At 72.3% G+C, this 18876-nt stretch carries 17 protein-coding genes, 1 tRNA gene and 1 pseudogene; 15 read left to right on the top strand and 4 right to left on the bottom strand.

Annotated features, from left to right (window positions below):
• Positions 1-218: 218 nt before the first annotated feature.
• Positions 219-1088: a TIGR03560 family F420-dependent LLM class oxidoreductase gene (locus P696_RS0107735; protein WP_026411883.1), complete on the bottom strand. Its 870-nt coding sequence runs from the start codon at positions 1086-1088 to the stop codon at positions 219-221.
• Between the two features lie 84 nt (positions 1089-1172).
• Between P696_RS0107735 and P696_RS0107730 the strand changes: the two genes are divergently transcribed.
• The gene (locus P696_RS0107730) at positions 1173-1535 is read left to right on the top strand and encodes a MerR family transcriptional regulator (protein WP_026411882.1); all 363 of its coding nucleotides are present in this window, start codon (positions 1173-1175) and stop codon (positions 1533-1535) included.
• Positions 1536-1562: 27 nt separating this feature from the next.
• Here P696_RS0107730 and P696_RS0107725 read toward each other — a convergent pair whose 3' ends face one another.
• A complete protein-coding gene (locus P696_RS0107725; protein ID WP_026411881.1) occupies positions 1563-2183 on the bottom strand; it encodes a TIGR03086 family metal-binding protein in 621 nt (206 codons plus the stop codon).
• 82 nt (positions 2184-2265) lie between these two features.
• Between P696_RS0107725 and pdxR the strand changes: the two genes are divergently transcribed.
• The 10 genes from pdxR (at position 2266) to P696_RS0107675 (ending at position 14660) form a co-directional block, all read left to right on the top strand.
• Positions 2266-3669, top strand: a complete 1404-nt coding sequence (gene pdxR / locus P696_RS0107720) for a MocR-like pyridoxine biosynthesis transcription factor PdxR (RefSeq protein ID WP_026411880.1) — start codon at positions 2266-2268, stop codon at positions 3667-3669.
• Between the two features lie 330 nt (positions 3670-3999).
• Complete coding sequence (gene dnaG / locus P696_RS57930) at positions 4000-6174, top strand: DNA primase (protein WP_026411879.1); 2175 nt, start codon at positions 4000-4002, stop codon at positions 6172-6174.
• Positions 6175-6251: 77 nt separating this feature from the next.
• Positions 6252-7397 (top strand): RNA polymerase sigma factor RpoD, encoded by a 1146-nt coding sequence (rpoD, locus tag P696_RS0107710; protein ID WP_026411878.1) that lies wholly within the window; start codon positions 6252-6254, stop codon positions 7395-7397.
• Between the two features lie 165 nt (positions 7398-7562).
• Positions 7563-8030: a YbjQ family protein gene (locus P696_RS0107705; RefSeq protein WP_026411877.1), complete on the top strand. Its 468-nt coding sequence runs from the start codon at positions 7563-7565 to the stop codon at positions 8028-8030.
• A gap of 123 nt (positions 8031-8153) precedes the next feature.
• Entirely contained in the window at positions 8154-9299 is a 1146-nt protein-coding gene (gene efeO / locus P696_RS0107700; RefSeq protein WP_026411876.1) for an iron uptake system protein EfeO, read from the top strand.
• On the top strand, positions 9296-10594 hold the full coding sequence (gene efeB / locus P696_RS0107695; protein ID WP_026411875.1) for an iron uptake transporter deferrochelatase/peroxidase subunit: 1299 nt from the start codon (positions 9296-9298) through the stop codon (positions 10592-10594). The genes efeO and efeB overlap by 4 nt, the downstream gene beginning before the upstream one ends.
• A 191-nt stretch (positions 10595-10785) precedes the next feature.
• On the top strand, positions 10786-11352 hold the full coding sequence (locus P696_RS0107690; RefSeq protein ID WP_026411874.1) for a TerD family protein: 567 nt from the start codon (positions 10786-10788) through the stop codon (positions 11350-11352).
• 115 nt (positions 11353-11467) lie between these two features.
• Entirely contained in the window at positions 11468-12682 is a 1215-nt protein-coding gene (locus tag P696_RS43975; RefSeq protein ID WP_084336950.1) for a DUF475 domain-containing protein, read from the top strand.
• A 116-nt stretch (positions 12683-12798) separates the two neighbouring features.
• Complete coding sequence (locus P696_RS0107680; protein WP_026411873.1) at positions 12799-14127, top strand: MGH1-like glycoside hydrolase domain-containing protein; 1329 nt, start codon at positions 12799-12801, stop codon at positions 14125-14127.
• 32 nt (positions 14128-14159) lie between these two features.
• Entirely contained in the window at positions 14160-14660 is a 501-nt protein-coding gene (locus P696_RS0107675; RefSeq protein ID WP_026411872.1) for a hypothetical protein, read from the top strand.
• 28 nt (positions 14661-14688) lie between these two features.
• Here the strand turns inward: P696_RS0107675 and P696_RS52135 are convergent, their stop codons facing one another.
• Complete coding sequence (locus P696_RS52135) at positions 14689-15096, bottom strand: hypothetical protein (RefSeq protein WP_051467031.1); 408 nt, start codon at positions 15094-15096, stop codon at positions 14689-14691.
• 153 nt (positions 15097-15249) lie between these two features.
• Between P696_RS52135 and P696_RS0107665 the strand changes: the two genes are divergently transcribed.
• The 4 genes and pseudogenes from P696_RS0107665 (at position 15250) to P696_RS57925 (ending at position 17376) form a co-directional block, all read left to right on the top strand.
• Positions 15250-15325 (top strand) — tRNA-Asn (locus P696_RS0107665).
• 119 nt (positions 15326-15444) lie between these two features.
• Positions 15445-16428, top strand: a complete 984-nt coding sequence (locus P696_RS0107660) for a phosphodiester glycosidase family protein (protein ID WP_026411871.1) — start codon at positions 15445-15447, stop codon at positions 16426-16428.
• A 51-nt stretch (positions 16429-16479) separates the two neighbouring features.
• Positions 16480-16575: pseudogene (locus tag P696_RS59215) on the top strand (DUF2510 domain-containing protein); the annotation flags it as partial.
• Between the two features lie 258 nt (positions 16576-16833).
• Positions 16834-17376 carry a hypothetical protein gene (locus P696_RS57925; RefSeq protein WP_026411870.1) on the top strand — a complete coding sequence of 181 codons (543 nt, stop codon included), beginning with the start codon at positions 16834-16836 and terminating at the stop codon, positions 17374-17376.
• 4 nt (positions 17377-17380) lie between these two features.
• Here P696_RS57925 and P696_RS43965 read toward each other — a convergent pair whose 3' ends face one another.
• Complete coding sequence (locus P696_RS43965; RefSeq protein ID WP_051467029.1) at positions 17381-18820, bottom strand: MFS transporter; 1440 nt, start codon at positions 18818-18820, stop codon at positions 17381-17383.
• Between the last annotated feature and the right edge of the window lie 56 nt (positions 18821-18876).

The following is an 18876-nucleotide window of genomic DNA, read 5'->3' as shown; positions in this document are numbered from 1 at the left end:
TATGGCGTGTCTCGAAGTCACCTGCCCAACTGCGCGGCGTCCAGGCACGCACCTCGCGGGGTTGTCGTCGGTCGACGGCCAAACCCGGGCCGACTCCCTCCTCCGCCCCCCACGATGCACGCACCCGGACGCCGCTCGCCACGGGCGCCGACTTCGAGACACGCCCTAGGGCGTGGGGGAAGCCGCCCGAGCCGTCGCCCCGGGCGGCTTCCCGCCGGTCAGCGGCCCGCCGGGACGATCTTCTCGACCTCGGCGCGGGCCTCGCCGAGGACGCCGGCGAGGTCCTGGCCGGTGCCCTGGGAGAAGATCACCTGGTCGATCCCGGCCTCGGCGAGCCGTCCGGCCGTCTCGACGGCCTGGGCGGCCGAGCCCCCGGCGGGCAGGAACGTCAGGGACGTCTTCTCGATGTCGGCGTAGTCGCGGCCCTCGCGCTCGCAGTGCTCGCGCAGCACCTCGAGCTTGTGCGGCAGCTGGTCGCCGTCGAAGATGTTGCAGGCGTCCGCGTACTCGGCGACGAACCGCAGCGTCTTCTTCTCACCCATGCCGCCGACCAGGATCGGCGGGTGCGGACGGCGCACCGACTGCGGCGAGTTCAGCGGACGCTCCGCCGAGATCCGCGCGCCCTCGAACGCCGACTCGTCCCCCTTCCACATCTGGTGGGCGAGCCGGAGCGTGTCCTCCAGCAGCTCGAACCGCTCGGCGGTCGGCGGGAAGTGCAGGCCGAGGCCGCGCGACTCCTCGTCGTTCCAGGCCGCGCCGACGCCGAACCAGGCGCGTCCGCCGGACAGGACGTCCAGCGTCGTGACGGTCTTGACCAGCAGGCCAGGGGACCGGTAGCTGACGCCGGTCACCATCGTGCCGAGCGTGATGTTCTCGGTGAGCGCCGCCGCGTACGCGAGCGCCGAGTAGCCCTCGAGCATGGGTTCCTCGGCGGAGCCGACCCCCTGGATCTGGAAGAAGTGGTCCATGACCCAGAGCGAGGAGAGTTCCGCCTGGTCGGCCTCGCGGGCCATCCGGCCGAACTCCCCGGCGATCCGCTCGGGGCCGCCGGGGAAGGTGAAGCTGGGTACCTGCAGTCCGATGCGCATGGAACCGAGTCTCCGACCTGGAGTGCGCTCCAGGTCAAGCGTGATGGTTGACCTGGAGCGGACTCCAGGTGGAATCCTGACCGTGTGAGTTCCTACTCCCCGTCCGAGACCGCCGAGAAGAGCGGCTTCAGCATCGACACCCTCCGGTACTACGAGAAGATCGGCCTGCTGGACGGGATCGCGCGCAACGCCTCGGGGCGGCGCGTGTTCTCCGACGACGACCTCAACTGGCTCGGGATGCTGCGCTGCCTGCGCGAGACCGGCATGCCCATCGCCGAGATGCTCCGCTACTCCGAACTCGCCCGTGGCGGCGCGGAGACCTTCGCCGAGCGGCTGGAGCTCCTCCAGGAGCACGACCGCCGCGTCGAGGAGCAGATCGGCCTGCTGCGCTCCCAGCAGAAGAAGATCCAGTGGAAGATCTCCTTCTACAGCGGCGGCGACGACTGATCCGTCCGGTCAGCCGGGATTTGCAGGTCAGCGCGCGGGACGCCAGGCGGGGTCGCGGCCCAGCAGGGTGAGGAGCCGCTCGCGGGGGGCGTCGCCGCCCGCGGCCACGGGCGCCGCGAACGACGCCCCCGGAAGCCGCGACTTGGGATCGTCCGGCACGATCCGCGCGACCTTCAGGGACGCGTCGACGAGCTCGTCGTCCGGCTCCCAGGGCAGGCCCAGCGTGGCGGCGACGTCCCAGGCGTGGACGACCAGGTCGACCACGTGGAAGGAGATCGCCAGCGCGCCGGGGAAGGAGCCGCCGTCGCGCACCTCCGGAAGGACGAACCCGGCGGCCAGGACACCGTCCCCGGCGAACGCCTCGGTGACCAGCCGCCCGGACGCCACGACCGCCGCGTGCGGGTCGTCGCCGAGCGAGCCGCCGCGCCACACCGCGAGGTCCCCGCCGCCGCCCCGGGCCGCCGCCGCGAACCCCTCGTCCTGGCTGACCTGGTGCCGGAGGAGGCCGTGCAGCGTCCAGTCCGGGCACGGCGTCGGACGGTCCAGGTCGGACGCGTCGATCTTGGCGGTCAGGGAGGCGAAGAGGTCGAGCGCCCGGCGGTCCAGGTCGCGGAAGTCCGAGGTGAGCAGTTCGTTCAGCACGTCCATGGGGCCACCCTAGGAACCCGGAATGGACCACGTACAGAGCCAATATCGACCCGTCCCACTAGGCCGATCTACACTGCGCGGGGTGGACCCGCACATCACCCTGGACGACCGCCGCGACCTCACCGGGAGCCTGTACCGGCAGCTCAGGGACGCCGTCCTGGACGGCCGCCTCCGCGCGGGCGAGGCCCTCCCGGCCACCCGCGAGCTGGCCCGCCGCCTCTCGGTGTCGCGCGGCACGGTCTCGGTCGTCTACGACCGCCTCGCCGCCGAGGGGTACCTGACCGCGCGCGTCGGCGCGGGCACGTTCGTCCGCGAGTCGGCCGCCCCCTCGCCGTCCCGGCGGCACGCTCCCGCCGCGTCGCCGCTCCGCCCGCGTCCCGCCTGGACGGGCCTGCGCGCCTGGCCCGACGGGTATCGGGACGTCCCGTACGACCTGCGCGCGGGCCTCCCGGACACGCGCCTGTTCCCGTACGAGGCGTGGCGGCGGCTGATGGCGGCCGAGCTGCGCCCCGGGACCCACGACGTCGGCGACCCCGCCGGGCTGCCCGTCCTGCGCGAGGCCATCGCCCGGCACGCCGGGGTGTCGCGGTCGGTCCGGGCGAGCGCGTCCGACGTGATCGTCACCTCCGGCATCCAGCAGGCGCTTGACCTGGTCGGACGCGTCCTGCTCGAACCCGGCGCGCGCGTCGCCGTCGAGGACCCCGGCTACCCGCCCGCGCACCTGCTGTTCCGCTCCCAGGGCCTGCGCGTGACCGGCGTCCCGGTGGACGCCGAGGGCCTGCGCGTCGACGCTCTCCCGGACGACGCCCGCGCCGTCTACCTCACCCCGTCCCACCAGTTCCCGCTGGGCATGCCGATGTCGCTGCCCCGCCGCCGGGCGCTGCTCGACTGGGCCCGCCGCCGCGACGTCGTCGTCATCGAGGACGACTACGACACCGAGTACCGCTACGGCGGCCGGCCGATCGAGCCGCTGCAGTCCCTGGACGAGGACGGCCGCGTCCTCTACCTCGGCACGTTCTCCAAGCTCATGCGGCCGGTGCTGCGCCTCGGCTTCCTGGTCGCGCCGCCCGCTCTGCACGAGGCGTTCCGGATGGCCCGCTACGTCACGTCCTGGCACGGCGACCCGCCCGTCCAGGCCGCCCTGGCGCGCTTCATCGACGAGGGCCTGCTCGCCCGTCACGTCCGCCGCTCCCGCCGCGTCTACCAGGAGCGCCACGAACTCATCGCCGAATCCCTCGGCACCGGCTTCACCGATCGCCTCAGTCTCGTCCCGTCCGCCGCGGGCCTTCACCTGAGCGCGACGCTGTCCGGCCCCTCCGACCTCCAGACCGTCCGGGCCGCCGAGGCCGAGGGCGTCGCCCTCTTCCCCCTCTCCGACTTCGCCGTCACCGAGCCCCCGCCGAACGGCCTGGTCTTCGGCTACGGCGCCATCTCCACCGAGGACATCCCCGAAGCCCTCACCCGCCTCCGCCGCGTCCTCGGCTGAGCCCGCCGCGTCCGCTCGGCCGGGCTACCCGAGGCCGTGGTCGTGCGCGAACTCGGCGAGCAACCGCCGTGATCCGCGCCGCCCCCGACCCGCGTCCCGCGCCACCGTCACCTCCTTCCTCACCGGCCGGTGAACGGACGGCCCGTCCCGGCCCAGGGATCGATCACCGGACGGCCCGCGCGGCCTGGGGGACCGATCACCGGCGGGCGCGTCCCGCCTCGGCAATCGATCACCGGGCGGGCCCGGCCGGTGGGCCGGATCGGCCCGGATCGGGGACGTCCCGGGCGGAGCGGCGCGGAATGTCCGGGGGCGCGCCTAGACTCGTTCGTTGTGGCAGGCCGGATTCGCAATGAGGACATCGCGCTCGTACGTGAGCGGTCATCGATCGACGCCGTGATCGGTGAGTACCTCCAGTTGCGGAGCGCGGGCGGCGGCAACCTCAAGGGGCTCTGCCCGTTCCACGACGAGAAGTCCCCCTCGTTCAACGTCACCCCGTCCCGTGGCCTCTTCTACTGCTTCGGCTGTGGGGCCGGGGGCGACGTGATCAAGTTCGTCCAGGAGATCGACCACCTGACGTTCACCGAGTCCGTCGAGCGCCTGGCCGCCAAGGCGGGCATCCAGCTCCGGTACGAGGAGGGCGGGGCGTTCCAGCCCCGGAAGGAGTCCGGGCAGCGGGCGCGGCTGGTCGAGGCCCACCAGGCGGCGGCGGAGTTCTTCGCCGAGAACCTGCGCTCGCCCGAGGGCATGATCGGCCGCCAGTTCCTGTCCGGGCGCGGGTTCGAGGCCGCCGACGCCGAGCGGTTCGGGGTCGGGTTCGCCCCGCGCGAGTGGGAGGGCCTGGTCCGCCACCTGCGCGGACGCGGGTTCGCCGACGCCGAGCTGATCGCCGGGGGCCTCGCCAAGGAGGGCCGCCGCGGGCCGATGGACCGGTTCCGGGGCCGCCTGATGTGGCCGATCCGCGACCTGTCCGGCGATGTCGTCGGGTTCGGCGCGCGCAAGCTCTACGAGGACGACGACGGCCCGAAGTACCTGAACACCCCCGAGACGCCGATCTTCCACAAGTCGAACGTCCTGTACGGGGCCGACCTGGCGAAGAAGGAGATCGCGCGGTCCCGGCAGGCGGTCGTGGTCGAGGGCTACACCGACGTGATGGCCTGCCACCTGTCCGGCGTCCCGACGGCCGTCGCGACCTGCGGGACGTCCTTCGGCGACGAGCACATCAAGATCCTTCGCCGGCTGCTGATGGACCAGGACGAGTTCCGCGGCGAGGTGATCTTCACCTTCGACGGCGACGCGGCCGGGCAGAAGGCGGCGCTGCGCGCGTTCGAGGGCGAGCAGAAGTTCGTCACGCAGACCTTCGTGGCCGTCCAGCCCGACGGCCTGGACCCCTGTGACCTGCGCTTCCAGCACGGCGAGGCGGCCGTGCGCGACCTGGTCGCCTCGCGCACCCCGCTGTTCGAGTTCGTCGTCCGGTCCCGGATCGGCGAGCACGACCTGAACACCACCGAGGGACGGCTCGCCGCGCTCGACGCCGCCGCCCCGATCGTCGCCCGCATCAAGGACCGCGCCCTCCGCCAGATGTACGCCGTCAACCTGGACCGCTGGCTCGGCATCATGGACGAGCGGTTCGTGCTCCAGCGTGTCCGCGACCTGTCCAAGCGCGAGCAGGCCCGGCGCGGCGGCCAGGGCGGCAACGGCCAGGGGCAGGGGCAGGGCCAGTACGGCAACAACGGCCAGCGCGGCAGCGGCGGCGCGGGCGGACGCGGCTACGGCAACGGCGGCTACGGCAACGGCCAGGGCGGCTACAACAGCGGACGCGACGGCTACGGCGGCGGACGTGAGGGCTACAGCGGCGGTCCCGGCGGCGGCGGAGGACGGCAGGGGTACGGCGGAGGCGCCGCGTCCGGCAGGCAGAACGGTCCGTCCGGCAAGGGCGGTTACGGGCCGTCAGGGAACGGTGGATACGGCCCGTCCGCGCCCGGGCAGGACGAGCAGATGGCGGATTCGGGTCGGCCCGAAACCCCGGCCTTCGATCCGCACGATCCGGGCGTCGTGCTCGAGCGCGAGCTGTTGAAGCTGGTCGTGCAGCGTCCGGCCGTGGTCGGGCCGGAGTTCGACCTCGTCCCGGGCGAGGCGTTCCTGGTGCCCGCGCACGCGACCGTCCGGGGGGTCGTCGGGGCCGTCGGAGGCGTCGCGACGGCGGCGGACCCGGCCGAGTGGATCTCACGGCTTCTGGAGCAGGCCGCGAACACCCAGGTCAGGGACCTGATCACCATGCTCGGAGTCGAGCCGACACAGTCCGCGTCCGAATCGGATGACCGATATGCCGCGGCACTGCTGGCCCGAATCCAGGAGCGCCTGCTCACCCGGCAGATCGGGGACGTGAAATCTAAACTCGGACGGCTGAATCCGGCCGAGCAGGCCGAGGAATACCACCGGCTCTTCGGTGATCTTGTCGCGCTTGAGCAGCAGAGACGGGTGTTGCGGGAGCGCGGGCTTGGATAGCGGTAAGTCAAGAGACCGCAAAATGGGTCCTGTGATCTAGCCCCTCCATAACGCAGACTGTCCCCGTGGGCCCTTCGGTGCTGCCAAGCGAGGCGCCATCGGTTGACCAGGTGGCGGACCTCGTCGCACGTGGCAGAGAACGCGGCGGTGTGACCGTCGAGGACGTTGCTGCCGCACTCGACCGCTCGGACTTGCCGGACGACTCCCTGGAACGGGTCGTCCGAATGCTCGCGGAACAGGGGGTCGAGGTCCTGGAGTCTCCGCAGGAGACCGAGGACGTCGCGCGAGTAGACGAGACAGATCTCGGCAAGCGGGCGCCGACGAGCGACCTGGTGCGCATCTACCTGAGAGAGATCGGTCGCGTTCCGCTCCTCACGGCAGAAGATGAAGTCGAACTGGCGAAATCGATCGAGGCGGGTCTATTCGCCGAGGAGAAAGTGGCGCACACCGCCATCCTCTCCCCGGCGCAGCGACTCGACCTCGAACTGCTCTCCCGGGAGGGAATCCGGGCGAAGCAACGTCTGATCGAGGCGAACCTGCGGTTGGTCGTCTCGATCGCCAAACGCTACGTGGGCCGGGGAATGCTCTTCCTCGACCTCATCCAGGAGGGAAATCTCGGACTCATTCGCGCCGTCGAGAAATTCGACTACACCAAGGGTTTCAAGTTCTCGACCTACGCCACCTGGTGGATTCGCCAGGCGATCACGAGGGCGATCGCCGACCAGGCCCGGACCATCCGGATCCCGGTGCACATGGTGGAGACCATCAACAAGCTGGTGCGGGTGCAGCGCCAGCTCCACCAGGACCTCGGCCGGGAACCGGTGCCCGAGGAGATCGGCCGGGAGATGGGACTGACCGCCACCCGGGTCGTGGAGATCCAGCGGATCGCCCAGGAGCCGGTGTCGCTGCAGTCCCCGATCGGAGAGGAGGACTCCGATCTCGGCGACTTCATCGAGGACTCCGACGCCGTCGTCCCGATCGAGGCGGCCGCGTTCATCCTGCTGCAGGACCAGCTGGAGGACATCCTCGGCACGCTGTCGGAACGGGAGCAGCGCATCATCCAGCTGCGCTTCGGCCTGACCGACGGCCACCCCCGCACCCTGGAGGAGGTCGGCCGGGAGTTCGGCGTCACGCGCGAACGCATCCGGCAGATCGAGTCCAAGACACTGGCGAAACTCCGCCATCCCTCCAGGGCGCAGATGCTGCGCGAATATCTCGACTGACGCCCGTCCTTCCGGACGCCCGGCGGACCGCTCCGGGCCGCGACCCGCCCCTCGGCGGGCGCGGTCCGGAGCGGCCGTTCTCCGGGTGGTCGGCGCGAAGGTGATTCATCTGCGCGACCAGGGATGAGGCGCGCATGTCGGACGAGGACGGTAGCGTGGGGTTCCATGCTGATCGTGACGACTGACGCGCTGGCCGGGTACGCGATCCGCGGGATGCTCGGCGAGGCGCTCGGGGTGGCCGTCCAGACCGATCAGGCGGCGCCCGGAGCCGGATCCAGTGGGACGTTCCGGATGAACACCGGCGAGCAGACGGGGGCGGGGCTCCTCGCCGCACGGCGGCAGGCCGTCGAGCGGATGGCCGAGGACGCGCGCCGCAAGGGCGCGAACGCCGTCGTCGGCATGCGCCTGGACGCCGTGGCGCTCGGGGCCGGGGGAGGCCACGAGGTGTGCGCGTACGGGACGGCCGTGTGGGTCGAGCCCGTCCAGAACGTCCCGAACCAGCCCCAGCAGAACCAGCCGCAGCAGTACCCGCAGGGCGGCGGGGTCCCCCCGTACAACCCGGAGTCCACTCCCGGCGGCCCGCCGATGGCCGCCCGCAACCTCACCATGGGCCTCCGCGACCCGAGCCGCTGACCGGCGGAAAGGGCGGCGGGGAGAGGTGGTCTTGCTCACCTGTCCGGTGCGCGACTTGACGGCATCTGGTTAGGTTCAGCTAATTTAGGCAAGCCTTACCAAATAGTCCGCTCTGGAGTCCGCATGCGTTCCTCGTCCGTCCTCGCCCTCGCGGGCGTCACCGCCCTTTCGGCGTCCCTGCTCGCGGCGTGCGGCGGTGGTGACGACGGCGGCGGAAAGGGCGGCGGCGACGCCATCAGGGTGACCGCGTCCGACAACGCCTGCGAGGTCGCCAAGAAGGACGTTCCGGCGGGCAAGATCACTTTCAAGGTGTTCAACAAGGGCTCGCAGGCCAACGAGTTCGAGATCCTCCGCCCGGACGGAAAGATCATCGCCGAGCGCGAGAACATCGGCCCCGGCACCACGGTCAATTTCGTGGTCAGCCTCGCCGCCGGCGACTACAAGGCGCTGTGCAGCGCGGGCCAGACCGGCAAGGGCCCGAGCCAGGACATCAAGGTCACCGGCGCGGGTGGCGCGGCCGGGGCCGCCGACGCGCGCCTGACGAACGCCGCGTCCGAGTACAAGACGTTCGTCCTCGCGCAGGTGGACGACACCATCGCCAAGACCCAGAAGTTCGCCGACGCGGTGAAGGCGGGCGACGTGGCGAAGGCCAAGGAGCTGTACGCGCCGTCCCGGCTCGGCTGGGAGACGATCGAGCCGGTCGCCGAGAAGTTCGGCGACATCGACCCGAAGGTCGACGCGCGCGAGGCGGACCTGAAGCCCGAGGAGAAGGCGAACTGGTCCGGCTGGCACCTGCTGGAGAAGGCCCTCTGGAAGGACGGCTCGGTCAAGGGCAAGGAGCAGTACGCCGACCGCCTGATGGCCGACCTGAAGAACCTCAAGGGCCAGATGGCGACGCTCACGATCGACCCGGTCAACGACATGGCGCACGGCGCCAAGGAGCTGCTGGACGAGGTCGCCACCGGCAAGGTCACCGGTGAGGAGGAGGCGTTCAGCCACACCGACCTCTGGGACTTCAAGGGCAACGTGGACGGCGCGAAGAAGGTCTACGACCTGCTGCGTCCGGTCGTCCAGGAGAAGGACGCCCAGCTCGCCAAGGACCTCGACGACAACTTCACCGCCGTCGAGAACCTGCTCGCGAAGTACGAGAAGGGCGACGGCTACGTCTCCTACGACAAGGTCGGAGCGCCCGAGCGCAAGGCCCTCGGTGACGCGGTGAACGCCCTCGGCGAGCCGCTGTCGAAGCTCGCGGGAGCGGTGGCCAAATGACCGACGACACCAGCCGGACGTCCACGTCCACGACCACGTCCACGAAGACTCCGCCGTCCGCCGAGACGGCCCGGATGTCCCGCCGCCGCATGCTCGGCTTCGGCGGCGCGAGCCTGGTCGTCGGCGCGGCGGCCGGGGCGGGCATCGACCGCGTCGTGTCCGGCAAGGACGACGACGGCAAGAGCGACACCACGGCCGCCGTCCCGTTCCACGGGGCGCACCAGGCGGGCATCGCCACGCCCGTCCAGGACCGGCTGCACTTCGCCGCGTTCGACGTCGTCACAGGCGATCGCGCCAAGCTCGTCCGGATGCTGAAGGAGTGGACGGCCGCCGCCGCCGCGATGACCGCCGGGAAGCCGGTCGGCGCGGGCGCGGTCGGCGGGCCCGCGGTGTCCCCGCCGGACGACACGGGCGAGGCGCTCGGCCTCCCGCCGTCCCGGCTGACCCTGACCGTCGGCTTCGGCCCGACCCTCTTCGAGAAGGACGGCAAGGACCGCTTCGGCCTCAGGTCCAAGCGTCCGGCCGCGCTCGTCGACCTGCCGCACTTCCCCGGCGACAACCTCGACCCGAACCGCAGCGGCGGCGACATCGTCGTCCAGGCGTGCGCGGACGACCCGCAGGTCGCGGTGCACGCGATCCGCAACCTGGCGCGCATCGGGTTCGGCGTCGTCTCGGTCCGCTGGTCGCAGCTGGGGTTCGGCAAGACCTCCTCCACGACCCCGGACGCGCAGACGCCGCGCAACATGTTCGGCTTCAAGGACGGCACGCGGAACGTCGCGGGCACCGAGACCGCCGCGCTCGACCAGCACATCTGGGCGGCCAAGCCGGACGGCGCGGAGTGGATGGCGGGCGGCAGCTACCTCGTCGCGCGTCGCATCCGCATGCACATCGAGACCTGGGACCGGACGTCCCTCGGCGAGCAGCAGGACGTCATCGGCCGGGACAAGAACGAGGGCGCGCCGATCGGGCAGCGGCGCGAGCACGACGCGGTCGACCTCGCCAAGCTGAAGCCGACCGCGCACGTGCGGCTCGCGCACCCGGACGCCAACGGCGGCACCCGGATCCTGCGCCGTGGCTACTCGTTCACCGACGGCTCCGACGGCCTCGGTCGCCTCGACGCGGGCCTGTTCTTCATCGCCTTCCAGCGGGACCCGCGCACCGGCTTCATCCGTGTTCAGAACAACCTGGCCACCGACGCCATGAACGAGTACCTCCAGCACGTCGGATCGGGCGTCTACGCCTGCCCGCCGGGCGTCCGCGAGGGCGGATACTGGGGAGAGACGCTGTTCGCCTGAGCGGTCGTCCGAAAAGGGGCCGGGAGATCATCCGGAACCCCTTCCGCATGATCGTCCAGCGATCGGGACGATCATGCGGAGGAGCCGGAATCCGCGCGAGCGGATAGCATCACGTGTACGTCGAAGAACGTCCCGCCGTCGGCGTCCGGCCCGTGGCGGCCGGTCCGCAGACTCCGAGGAAGTGGTCCGTCATGGGTGTTCCGCTCACCGGGGGAGACGGCGTCCCCCTTCCCGGATCCGCCCCGCCCGCGCTGTCGGTGGGCTTCGGCTGGACGCCTCCCGAGGAGTCCCGCGCCGACTTCGACGTGGACGCCGCGGCCCTCATGCTGGACGACGCGGGCGCCGTCCTGTCCGAGGACCACTTCGTCCACTTCAACAACCCGCGCAGCCCGGACGGCTCGGTCGAGCACCGCGGACCGGCCCCGGACGGCCCCGGCGAGACCATCGACGTCGACCTCGCCGCCGTCCCGGACCGCTGCGCCCGCATCGCCTTCCCCGTCTCGATCTTCGACGCGGCCAACCGGGCCCAGCGCCTCGGGCAGGTCCGGGCGGTGTCCGTCCGGGTCACCCGGCGGCCGGGCGGCCCCGAACTGGCCCGTTACGACCTCCCCGCCCGCCGGGACGACGACCCCGCGACGGCCGTCCTCATCGGCGCGCTGGACCGCGGAGCCGAGGGCTGGACGTTCCGCGCGGTCGGCCGGGGCTACCCCGGCGGGCTGCGCGAGATCGCCCACGACCACGGCCTGCCGGTCCGATGACCCGAACGCGCACCCGCGCCCGAACCCGCGCACGCGCGCGCGACGGCGCTCACGCCGACCCACGTTCTTTCTCACGCTTCACCTCACACCGACCCTCGACACGGAAACCGGGCGCATGATCCTTCGCACCTTCGGCTGGTCCGCCGTCCTCACGGTGGCAGCGCTGCTCGCCGCGCTGGTCTACCAGGGCCCCGAGGCGCTCGCCCTGGTGGCGATCCTGGCGGTTCTGGAGATCTCGCTGTCGTTCGACAACGCCGTGGTGAACGCCAAGGTGCTCGACCGGATGTCGGCGACCTGGCAGAAGATCTTCCTGACCGTCGGCATCGCGATCGCGGTGTTCGGCATGCGGCTGCTGTTCCCGCTGGTCATCGTGGCGCTGACGGCCAAGCTGAGCCCGGTGAGGGCGTTCGACCTGGCGCTGTCCGAGCCGCACCGCTACGAGACGATCATGCGGGACGCCTACCCGATGATCGCCGGGTTCGGCGGCGCGTTCCTGCTCATGCTCTTCCTGAACTGGGTGTTCGAGGAGCGCGAGCTGCGCTGGCTCGGCCCGGTCGAGCGCTTCCTGTCCCGGATGGGACGGCTCGACCAGCTGCCCGTCGTCGTCACCGGCGGCGTGCTCGCGCTGGTGTCCGGGCTGGTCGCCGACGACCCGGCCGAGGTGATGATCGCCGGGGTGCTCGGCATGATCACCTACATCCTGGTGGACGGCCTCGGCGAGATGTTCTCGGAGGCGGGCGACGACGAGGAGGCGAGTGACGGCGAGGAGGCCGGGGCCGACGGCTCCCCGGCGCGCCGCGGCGGCCCGAGCAGCGCCGCGCTCGCGGTCGGCAAGGCCGGGTTCTTCCTGTTCCTCTACCTGGAGGTGCTGGACGCGTCGTTCTCGTTCGACGGCGTGATCGGCGCGTTCGCGATCAGCACCGACCCGATCGTCATCGCGCTCGGCCTCGGCGTCGGCGCGATGTACATCCGGTCCCTGACGGTCTACCTCGTCCGCAAGGGGACCCTGCACGAGTACGTCTACCTGGAGCACGGCGCGCACTGGGCGATCGGCGCCCTGTCGGTCTGCATGATGATCAGCATCGGCCACGAGCTGCCGGACTGGGTGACCGGCGGCATCGGCGCGGGCCTGATCCTGGTGTCGTTCGCGTCCTCGGTCGTCCGCAACCGCCGCCAGGGCGCGCCCGAGACCGTCGAGTTGGGCGTTGAAGCGGGCGGCGACGCGGTCCCCGGGGCGTCCGGGCGGGCGGGGATCGCCGAGGCCGAGGACGCCGAGCAGGCCGTCCACCCAGGGCGGATGGCTCCGAGGCCGAGCGTCGGCGACCGCTGACAGCGACTGATCACGGACGGCGCGGGGCGAACGAAGACAAGCTACGCGCCGTAAGGGGTCGTCGGGACGTCCGCCAGCGTTCACAATCGCGGTAACCGCACCGCCCCGGGAGGACAATGAGCTCCCGTCTCACCGGCGACGAGACCGCGCTGTGGCAGGCCGCGGCACGGGTTCTGGACGCCAACTGGACGGGGACGGCGACCGTCCCCTCACCGGGCCTGTACCCGCACCAGTGGAGCCTGGACTCGGCGTTCGTCACGATGGGGCTCGCCCGGCACCGCCGCGACCGCGCCGAGCGCGAGCTGCTGTCGCTGTTCCGGGGCCAGTGGACGGACGGCCTGCTCCCGCACCTGGTGTTCAACGACGTCCTGCCCCGGCACGCCTACTTCCCGGACCCCGGGCTGTGGCACCGGGGCCGCCGCCCCCGCCGGGCCCCGAACGGCGTCCGGACGTCCGGCCTCACCCAGCCGCCCCTGCACGCCCTCGCCGCGCTCCGCCTGCACGAGAGCGCGGCCCCGCCCGACGCGGACCGCAGCCGCGACTTCCTCCGCACGCTCTACCCGTGCCTGGCCGCCCAGCACCGCTACCTGGCCGAGGCCCGTGACCTCTCCGGCTCGGGCCTGGCGGCCATATGCCACCCCTGGGAATCCGGCCTGGACAACAGCCCCGCCTGGGACCGTCCACTGGGCGCCCTCCGGCTCCCACCGGCCGCCTACTCACCGGACCGCACCCCACGCGACCTCCCCACAGGCGAGGACTACGACCGGTACGTCCACCTGGTCGCCCTCCTGCGCGCGCGTGACTACGACCCCGCCTACATGCGCGACGATCACCCGTTCGCCATCGAGGACCCGCTCTTCAACGCCGCCTACCTCGCGTCCGAGCACGCCCTAGCCGAGATCGCCGCGCTCGCCGGCGCCGACCCGGCCCCGCACCGCGAGCGCGCCGACCGTGTCCACACGGCCCTCCTGGACCGCCTCTGGGACGCCGACCAGGGCTGCTTCCGCGCCCGCGACCTCCGCGACGACCGCCTCCTCCCGGTCGTCACCATCGCGGCGTTCGCGCCCCTCCTGGACCCGGACCTCCCGGCCGCGACCGTCCGCCGCCTCGTCGACCTGCTGCTGTCGGCCCGCTTCGCCGGGGCGGCCGGATACCCCGTCCCGACCTGCGACATCCAGGCCCCCGCCTTCGACCGCGCCGCCCACTACCGGGGCCCCACCTGGATCAACACCAACTGGCTCGTCTGGCACGGAGCCCTCGCCCACGGCCACACCGTCGTCGCGGACCTCCTGTACGGCTCCACGCTCCGCCTCGTCCGGCAGTCCGGCTTCCGCGAGTTCTTCGACCCCTTCGACGGGACGGGCCGCGGCAGCCACGACCACAGCTGGTCCGCCGCCCTCGTCCTGGACCTCCTCGGCGCGCGCCGGGCCCCCAGAGCCGCCTGACCGTCCGGCGGATCGCCGACTACGCTGGGATCATGCGCCTGCTCCGGTCGAACCGAGCCCTCCCCGCCGACGTCCGCGCCGCCCTGGACCTCCCGCGCGGCGACCGCGTGCTGTCGGCCGCCGGGACGCGCGGCGGCTCCCACGTCGTCGCGACGGCGCGGGCCCTCTACGTCCCGACCGAGGGGGGCGGCCTGAGCCGCGTCCCCTGGGAGCAGGTCGACCAGGCGTCCTGGAAGGACGGCTGGCTGCACGTCCAGGAGACGATGGGCGGCCCGGAGCACCACGTCCGCCTGTCCGAGCCCGGATCGGTCCCCGAGACCGTCCGCGAGCGCGTCACCTCGACCGTCGCCGTCACCCACCACGCCGAACTCCCGAACGGAGGCGGCGTCCGCATCGCGGGCCGCCGTCCCCCGGGCGGCGGCGCCGTCCGCTGGACCTTCGTCTTCGACCCGGGCCTCGACCCCGACGACCCAGGCCTGCGCGCCCAGGCCGAACAGGTCCTCGAAGACCTACGCCGCCAGACCGGCCTCTAGAGCGCGTCCCTTAGTCCGGCCTCGACACTCAGAAGTCCGCGTTCTCCCGCCCCGCTTCCATGCCGGGCGTCCCGGGGTCCGGAGTGACCGTCGCGTGCCTCCGCGGTCTCCGGCTCCTCCGCCCGTGCCCACGCCGGGCCCTGCCCTTCTGCGACCCCGCCTTCTCGCCGTGCGACCCGTGGGCTCCATGCGAGCCGTGAGGGCCGTGCCCGCCGCCCGAGGCCCGTGCGCCACCACGCTCGCGGGCCTTCCGGACGACCCGCTTCCCGGCGTCCGAGGCCCGCTCCCGGACGGCCCCCGCCGCCCCCCGGACCGCCGGACTCCCGGCGACCTTCCGCGACGCGTTCTTGATCTGCTCGTACCGCTCGCGTCCGGCCCTGGTGCCCAGCACGTATCCCACCGCGGCCCCGACCACGAACACAACCCGGTGCCTCATCCCACCCCCACAGGACGCAACGAACCGTGACCGAACCCATACCCGCCCACGTCCGCCTCACCCCCGCGCCCGTTTCAGGTGAGCGAACCACTCCCCGGATGCGCTAATCTATTCCTGTCGCCAGGGGGCGAAACCCCCGGAGACCAGGGACAATCCCGCGTAGCTCAATTGGCAGAGCAGCCGGCTGTTAACCGGCAGGTTATTGGTTCGAGTCCAATCGCGGGAGCCAGCTTGTCGAGGGCCTCGCTCCGTGTCACGGAGCGAGGCCCTCGTGGTTTCGGAGGGTGGTCGGGGCGGGGTCGGCGGTTGTGGGTGAACTGTCCTGAACGGGGCGGCGTCATACACGGCATGATCTTGACCAAGCGGTGGGTTGCCGGGACGCCTCTGGTGGTCGTCCTGGTGGTGGCGCTGGGCGCGGTGGCGGTCGCGTACGGGCAGGGGCGTTGGTACGGGGTCAACGTGTTGCTGCGGCGCGGTGCCAGCACGTGGGTCGACGTGGGGCCGGGCGACGGGCGGCTGTCGGAGGGGATCCGGTTGTCGCTGGCGGGGCGGCGGACGCCGGACGTGCCGGAGCCGGTGCGATGGCAGCAGGCGGCGCCGGGCATGGACGTCGCGGAGCTGCCCGTCCGGGTGGGCGGGAAGCCCGTTGACGCCCTGCTGCTCACGCGGATCGACCCGGCGAAGTACCGCTTCCGTGTCCTGAACCGTGCTGCCGGTGACCGCGGGACCGGCGGGTGGATGAAGGCCACGGGGGCGGCGTTGGTCGTCAACGGCAGCTACTTCGACCGGCGCGGTAAGCCGGACACTCCCGTGGTCAGCGACGGGCATCGGCTGGGGCCCGCGTCCTACCAGGCTTCGCACGGGGCGTTCGTGTCCGGGGCGGACGGCGTCCGGCTGGTGGACCTGGCCAGGGGCGACTGGCGGCGGGCCCTCGACGGGGCGGACCAGGCGATGGTGTCCTACCCGATGCTGATCGGTGCGGACGGCCGGGGACGGGCCGACCAGCAGGACGAGCGCTGGCTGGCGAACCGCAGCTTCCTCGGGCAGGACGGCGCGGGGCACATCGTCGTCGGCACGACCAGGGACGCCTACTTCTCGCTGCGTTCGCTCGCCGCGTTCCTGCCCCGGACGGGGCTCGGCCTGCGGCTGGCGCTGAACCTGGACGGCGGTCCGGTCGCCTGCCAGAAGGTGTCGGCGGGGACCTACCGGCGTGACTTCTGCGGTGAGTACGAGACGGCCGTGCACGGTGGGCGGTTGCAGCTGCTGCGTCCGCTGGTCGATCTCCACCGGGGGTGGGCGCTGGCGATGGCGCTGGTGGCCGTTCCGCGCTGAAGCACGTGGGGGCGTCGGTAGCCTGTGCCCCGATATGTGTGGGAGGTCGGCATGAGTCAACCGGGCTGGTATTCCGATCCGTACGGCGGGGGAGGGCTCCGCTGGTGGGACGGCGCGGTCTGGACCGAGCACGCCAAGCCCGCTCCGCCCCCGCCGCCCCCGAACGCCGCCCCCGTGCCGATGCCGCCGCCCACGCCTTCGGCGACGCCGCCCGCCGCGCCGGTTCCGCCGCCCGCTGCTGCGACGCCGCCTGCCGTGGCGGTTCCGCCGCCTGGGTTTGTGCCGCCTGCCGCGCCGCCGACGCCCGCAGCGGCTGTTCCGCCTCCCGGGTTCGCGCCTGCGGCGCCCGCCGCAGCGGCGGCGGGGGCGGGGGCGGGGTTCAATTTGGAGTATCGGGGGTTTCATGTGTGGGCCGACCAGCACACGCTTGGCGTGGACGGCCGGACGATCCCCATCGCGAACATCCGGTGGATCTCCCACTGGGTGGTGCGGAAGGTGCACGGGAGTTCGGGCCTGAACGACCCGACGCGCGGCAACTTCGAGTACCACTTCAAGGCGGGCATGGATCCGTCCCAGAGCCGGGGCGACGTGCGCGCGAGCTTCTACCGCCGCCACAGGGACAAGGAGGATCCCGAGGCGTGGACGGCGCTGAGGCGGCTCCTGCGCGAGCGGGTCGAGCCGGACATCCTCGCGCGCATGGACGCCCGGATCCGGCGCGGTCAGCCGATCGACTTCAGCCGGAGGGCGCACGTCCATCCCGGCGGGGTCGACGTCGCCCGGCAGTCCTTCGCGTGGTCGGAGATCCAGAGCGCGAAGGACCACGCCGGGCGGGTCTGGCTGTTCGTCCGCGGGCAGGAGAAGGGGATACCCGTCGCCGTCCACGAGAAGCCGAACGCGGTCCTGATCGCCCCGCTGGTGAACATGATCGTCGCCCGGCACCAGGGCTGACGGGTCAGGCCGCCGGGGAGTCCTCGCGGGCGGGCGCGGGCTCGCGCGGCGCGTCCGGGACCGGGGGAGCGGGCGTCCGGAAGGCCGCCAGGACGACCAGGAGCGCGGCGGCGGCGAGGGCGGTGGCCACGGTGAACGCGGTGCCCATGCCGTCCGCGATGACCGGCGCCGTCGCCGCGCGCCCGTCCACGGACGAGGTGTAGACGCTGGAGAGCACCGCGATGCCCATGGACGCGCCGGTCAGCATCGCGGTCTGGAGCAGGCTCGCCGCGGCCCCCGAGTCCTCGGGCGCGACCGTCGACATGATCGCCATGTTGAACGGGACGACGACGAATCCCAGCCCCGCGCCGAGGAGCAGGAGCGGTCCGGCGACGCCGGTCGCGTAGCCGTTCGTCTCCGGCAGGAAGCACAGCCAGGCCAGGCCGCCGGTCATCAGGACGGTCCCCAGCACGGCGACGAGCCGCCACGACAGGACGCTCATGACGCGCGGCGCGTATCGGGCCGTGACGAACATCCCGAGCGCCATGGGGAGGAAGGCCAGGCCGGCGCGCAGCGCGCCCCACCCGAGCGCCTCCTGGAGGTACTGGACGATCAGGAACTGCGCGCTCATCGTCGTCATCGGGATGAGCAGCAGGGCCAGCAGCGCGGACGAGCGGGAGCGGTCGGCGAAGAGCCGCAGCGGTGTGACCGGCTGGACGGCACGCCGCTCGACCAGGACGAAGGCCGCCAGCAAGAGAACGCCGAGGCCGATCGCCAGCGGCCGGTTCCCCACCCGCGCGAGGCCGAGGGTGAGGGCGGCGAGGCCCAATGCCGAGGTGAGGGCTCCGGTCAGGTCGAGGCGTCCGCTGAGGTTGAGGCGTCCGCTGAGGTGGATACGTCCGCCCAGGCGCGGGGACTCGGCGACAACGCGCGGGGTGAGCGCGACGACCAGGACGCCGATCGGGACGTTCACCAGCAGCACCCAGCGCCAGGAGAGCGTGGAGGTGATGACGCCGCCGAGCACCAGGCCGAGCGTCATCGCGGACGCGGTGACCGACGAGTAGACGCTCAGCGCGCGCGTCCGGGCGGGGCCGTCGAAGTTGGTCGTGAGCAGGGCGAGCGTGCTGGGCGCGGCCAGCGCCGCCCCGACGCCCTGGGCCGCGCGGGCGGCGATGAGCCAGGCGGGGTCCTGGGCCAGGCCGCCGAGCAGGGACGCGGCCGTGAACAGGGCCATGCCGCCGGTGAAGACGCGGCGGCGGCCGAGGACGTCCCCGGCGCGTCCGCCGAGGAGCATGAGGCCGCCGTAGGAGAGCAGGAAGGCGTTGCTGACCCAGGCGAGGTCGCCGGGGGAGAGGCCGAGGCCGTCCCGGATCTCGGGCAGCGCGACGTTGGTGATCGTCCCGTCCAGCATGAGCATGAGCTCGCAGGAGACGATCACGGCGAGCGTGAGCGTGGCGCGTGACACGCGGACCTCCACAATAGGGAACCAGGTGGTTCACTGTAGAGGAGGATGTCGGATTT

Source organism: Actinomadura oligospora ATCC 43269 (assembly GCF_000518265.1).
Classification (GTDB): domain Bacteria; phylum Actinomycetota; class Actinomycetes; order Streptosporangiales; family Streptosporangiaceae; genus Spirillospora; species Spirillospora oligospora.
Note: the sequence above shows the minus strand (reverse complement) of the source record. Positions and strands in the feature narration are given on the sequence as shown.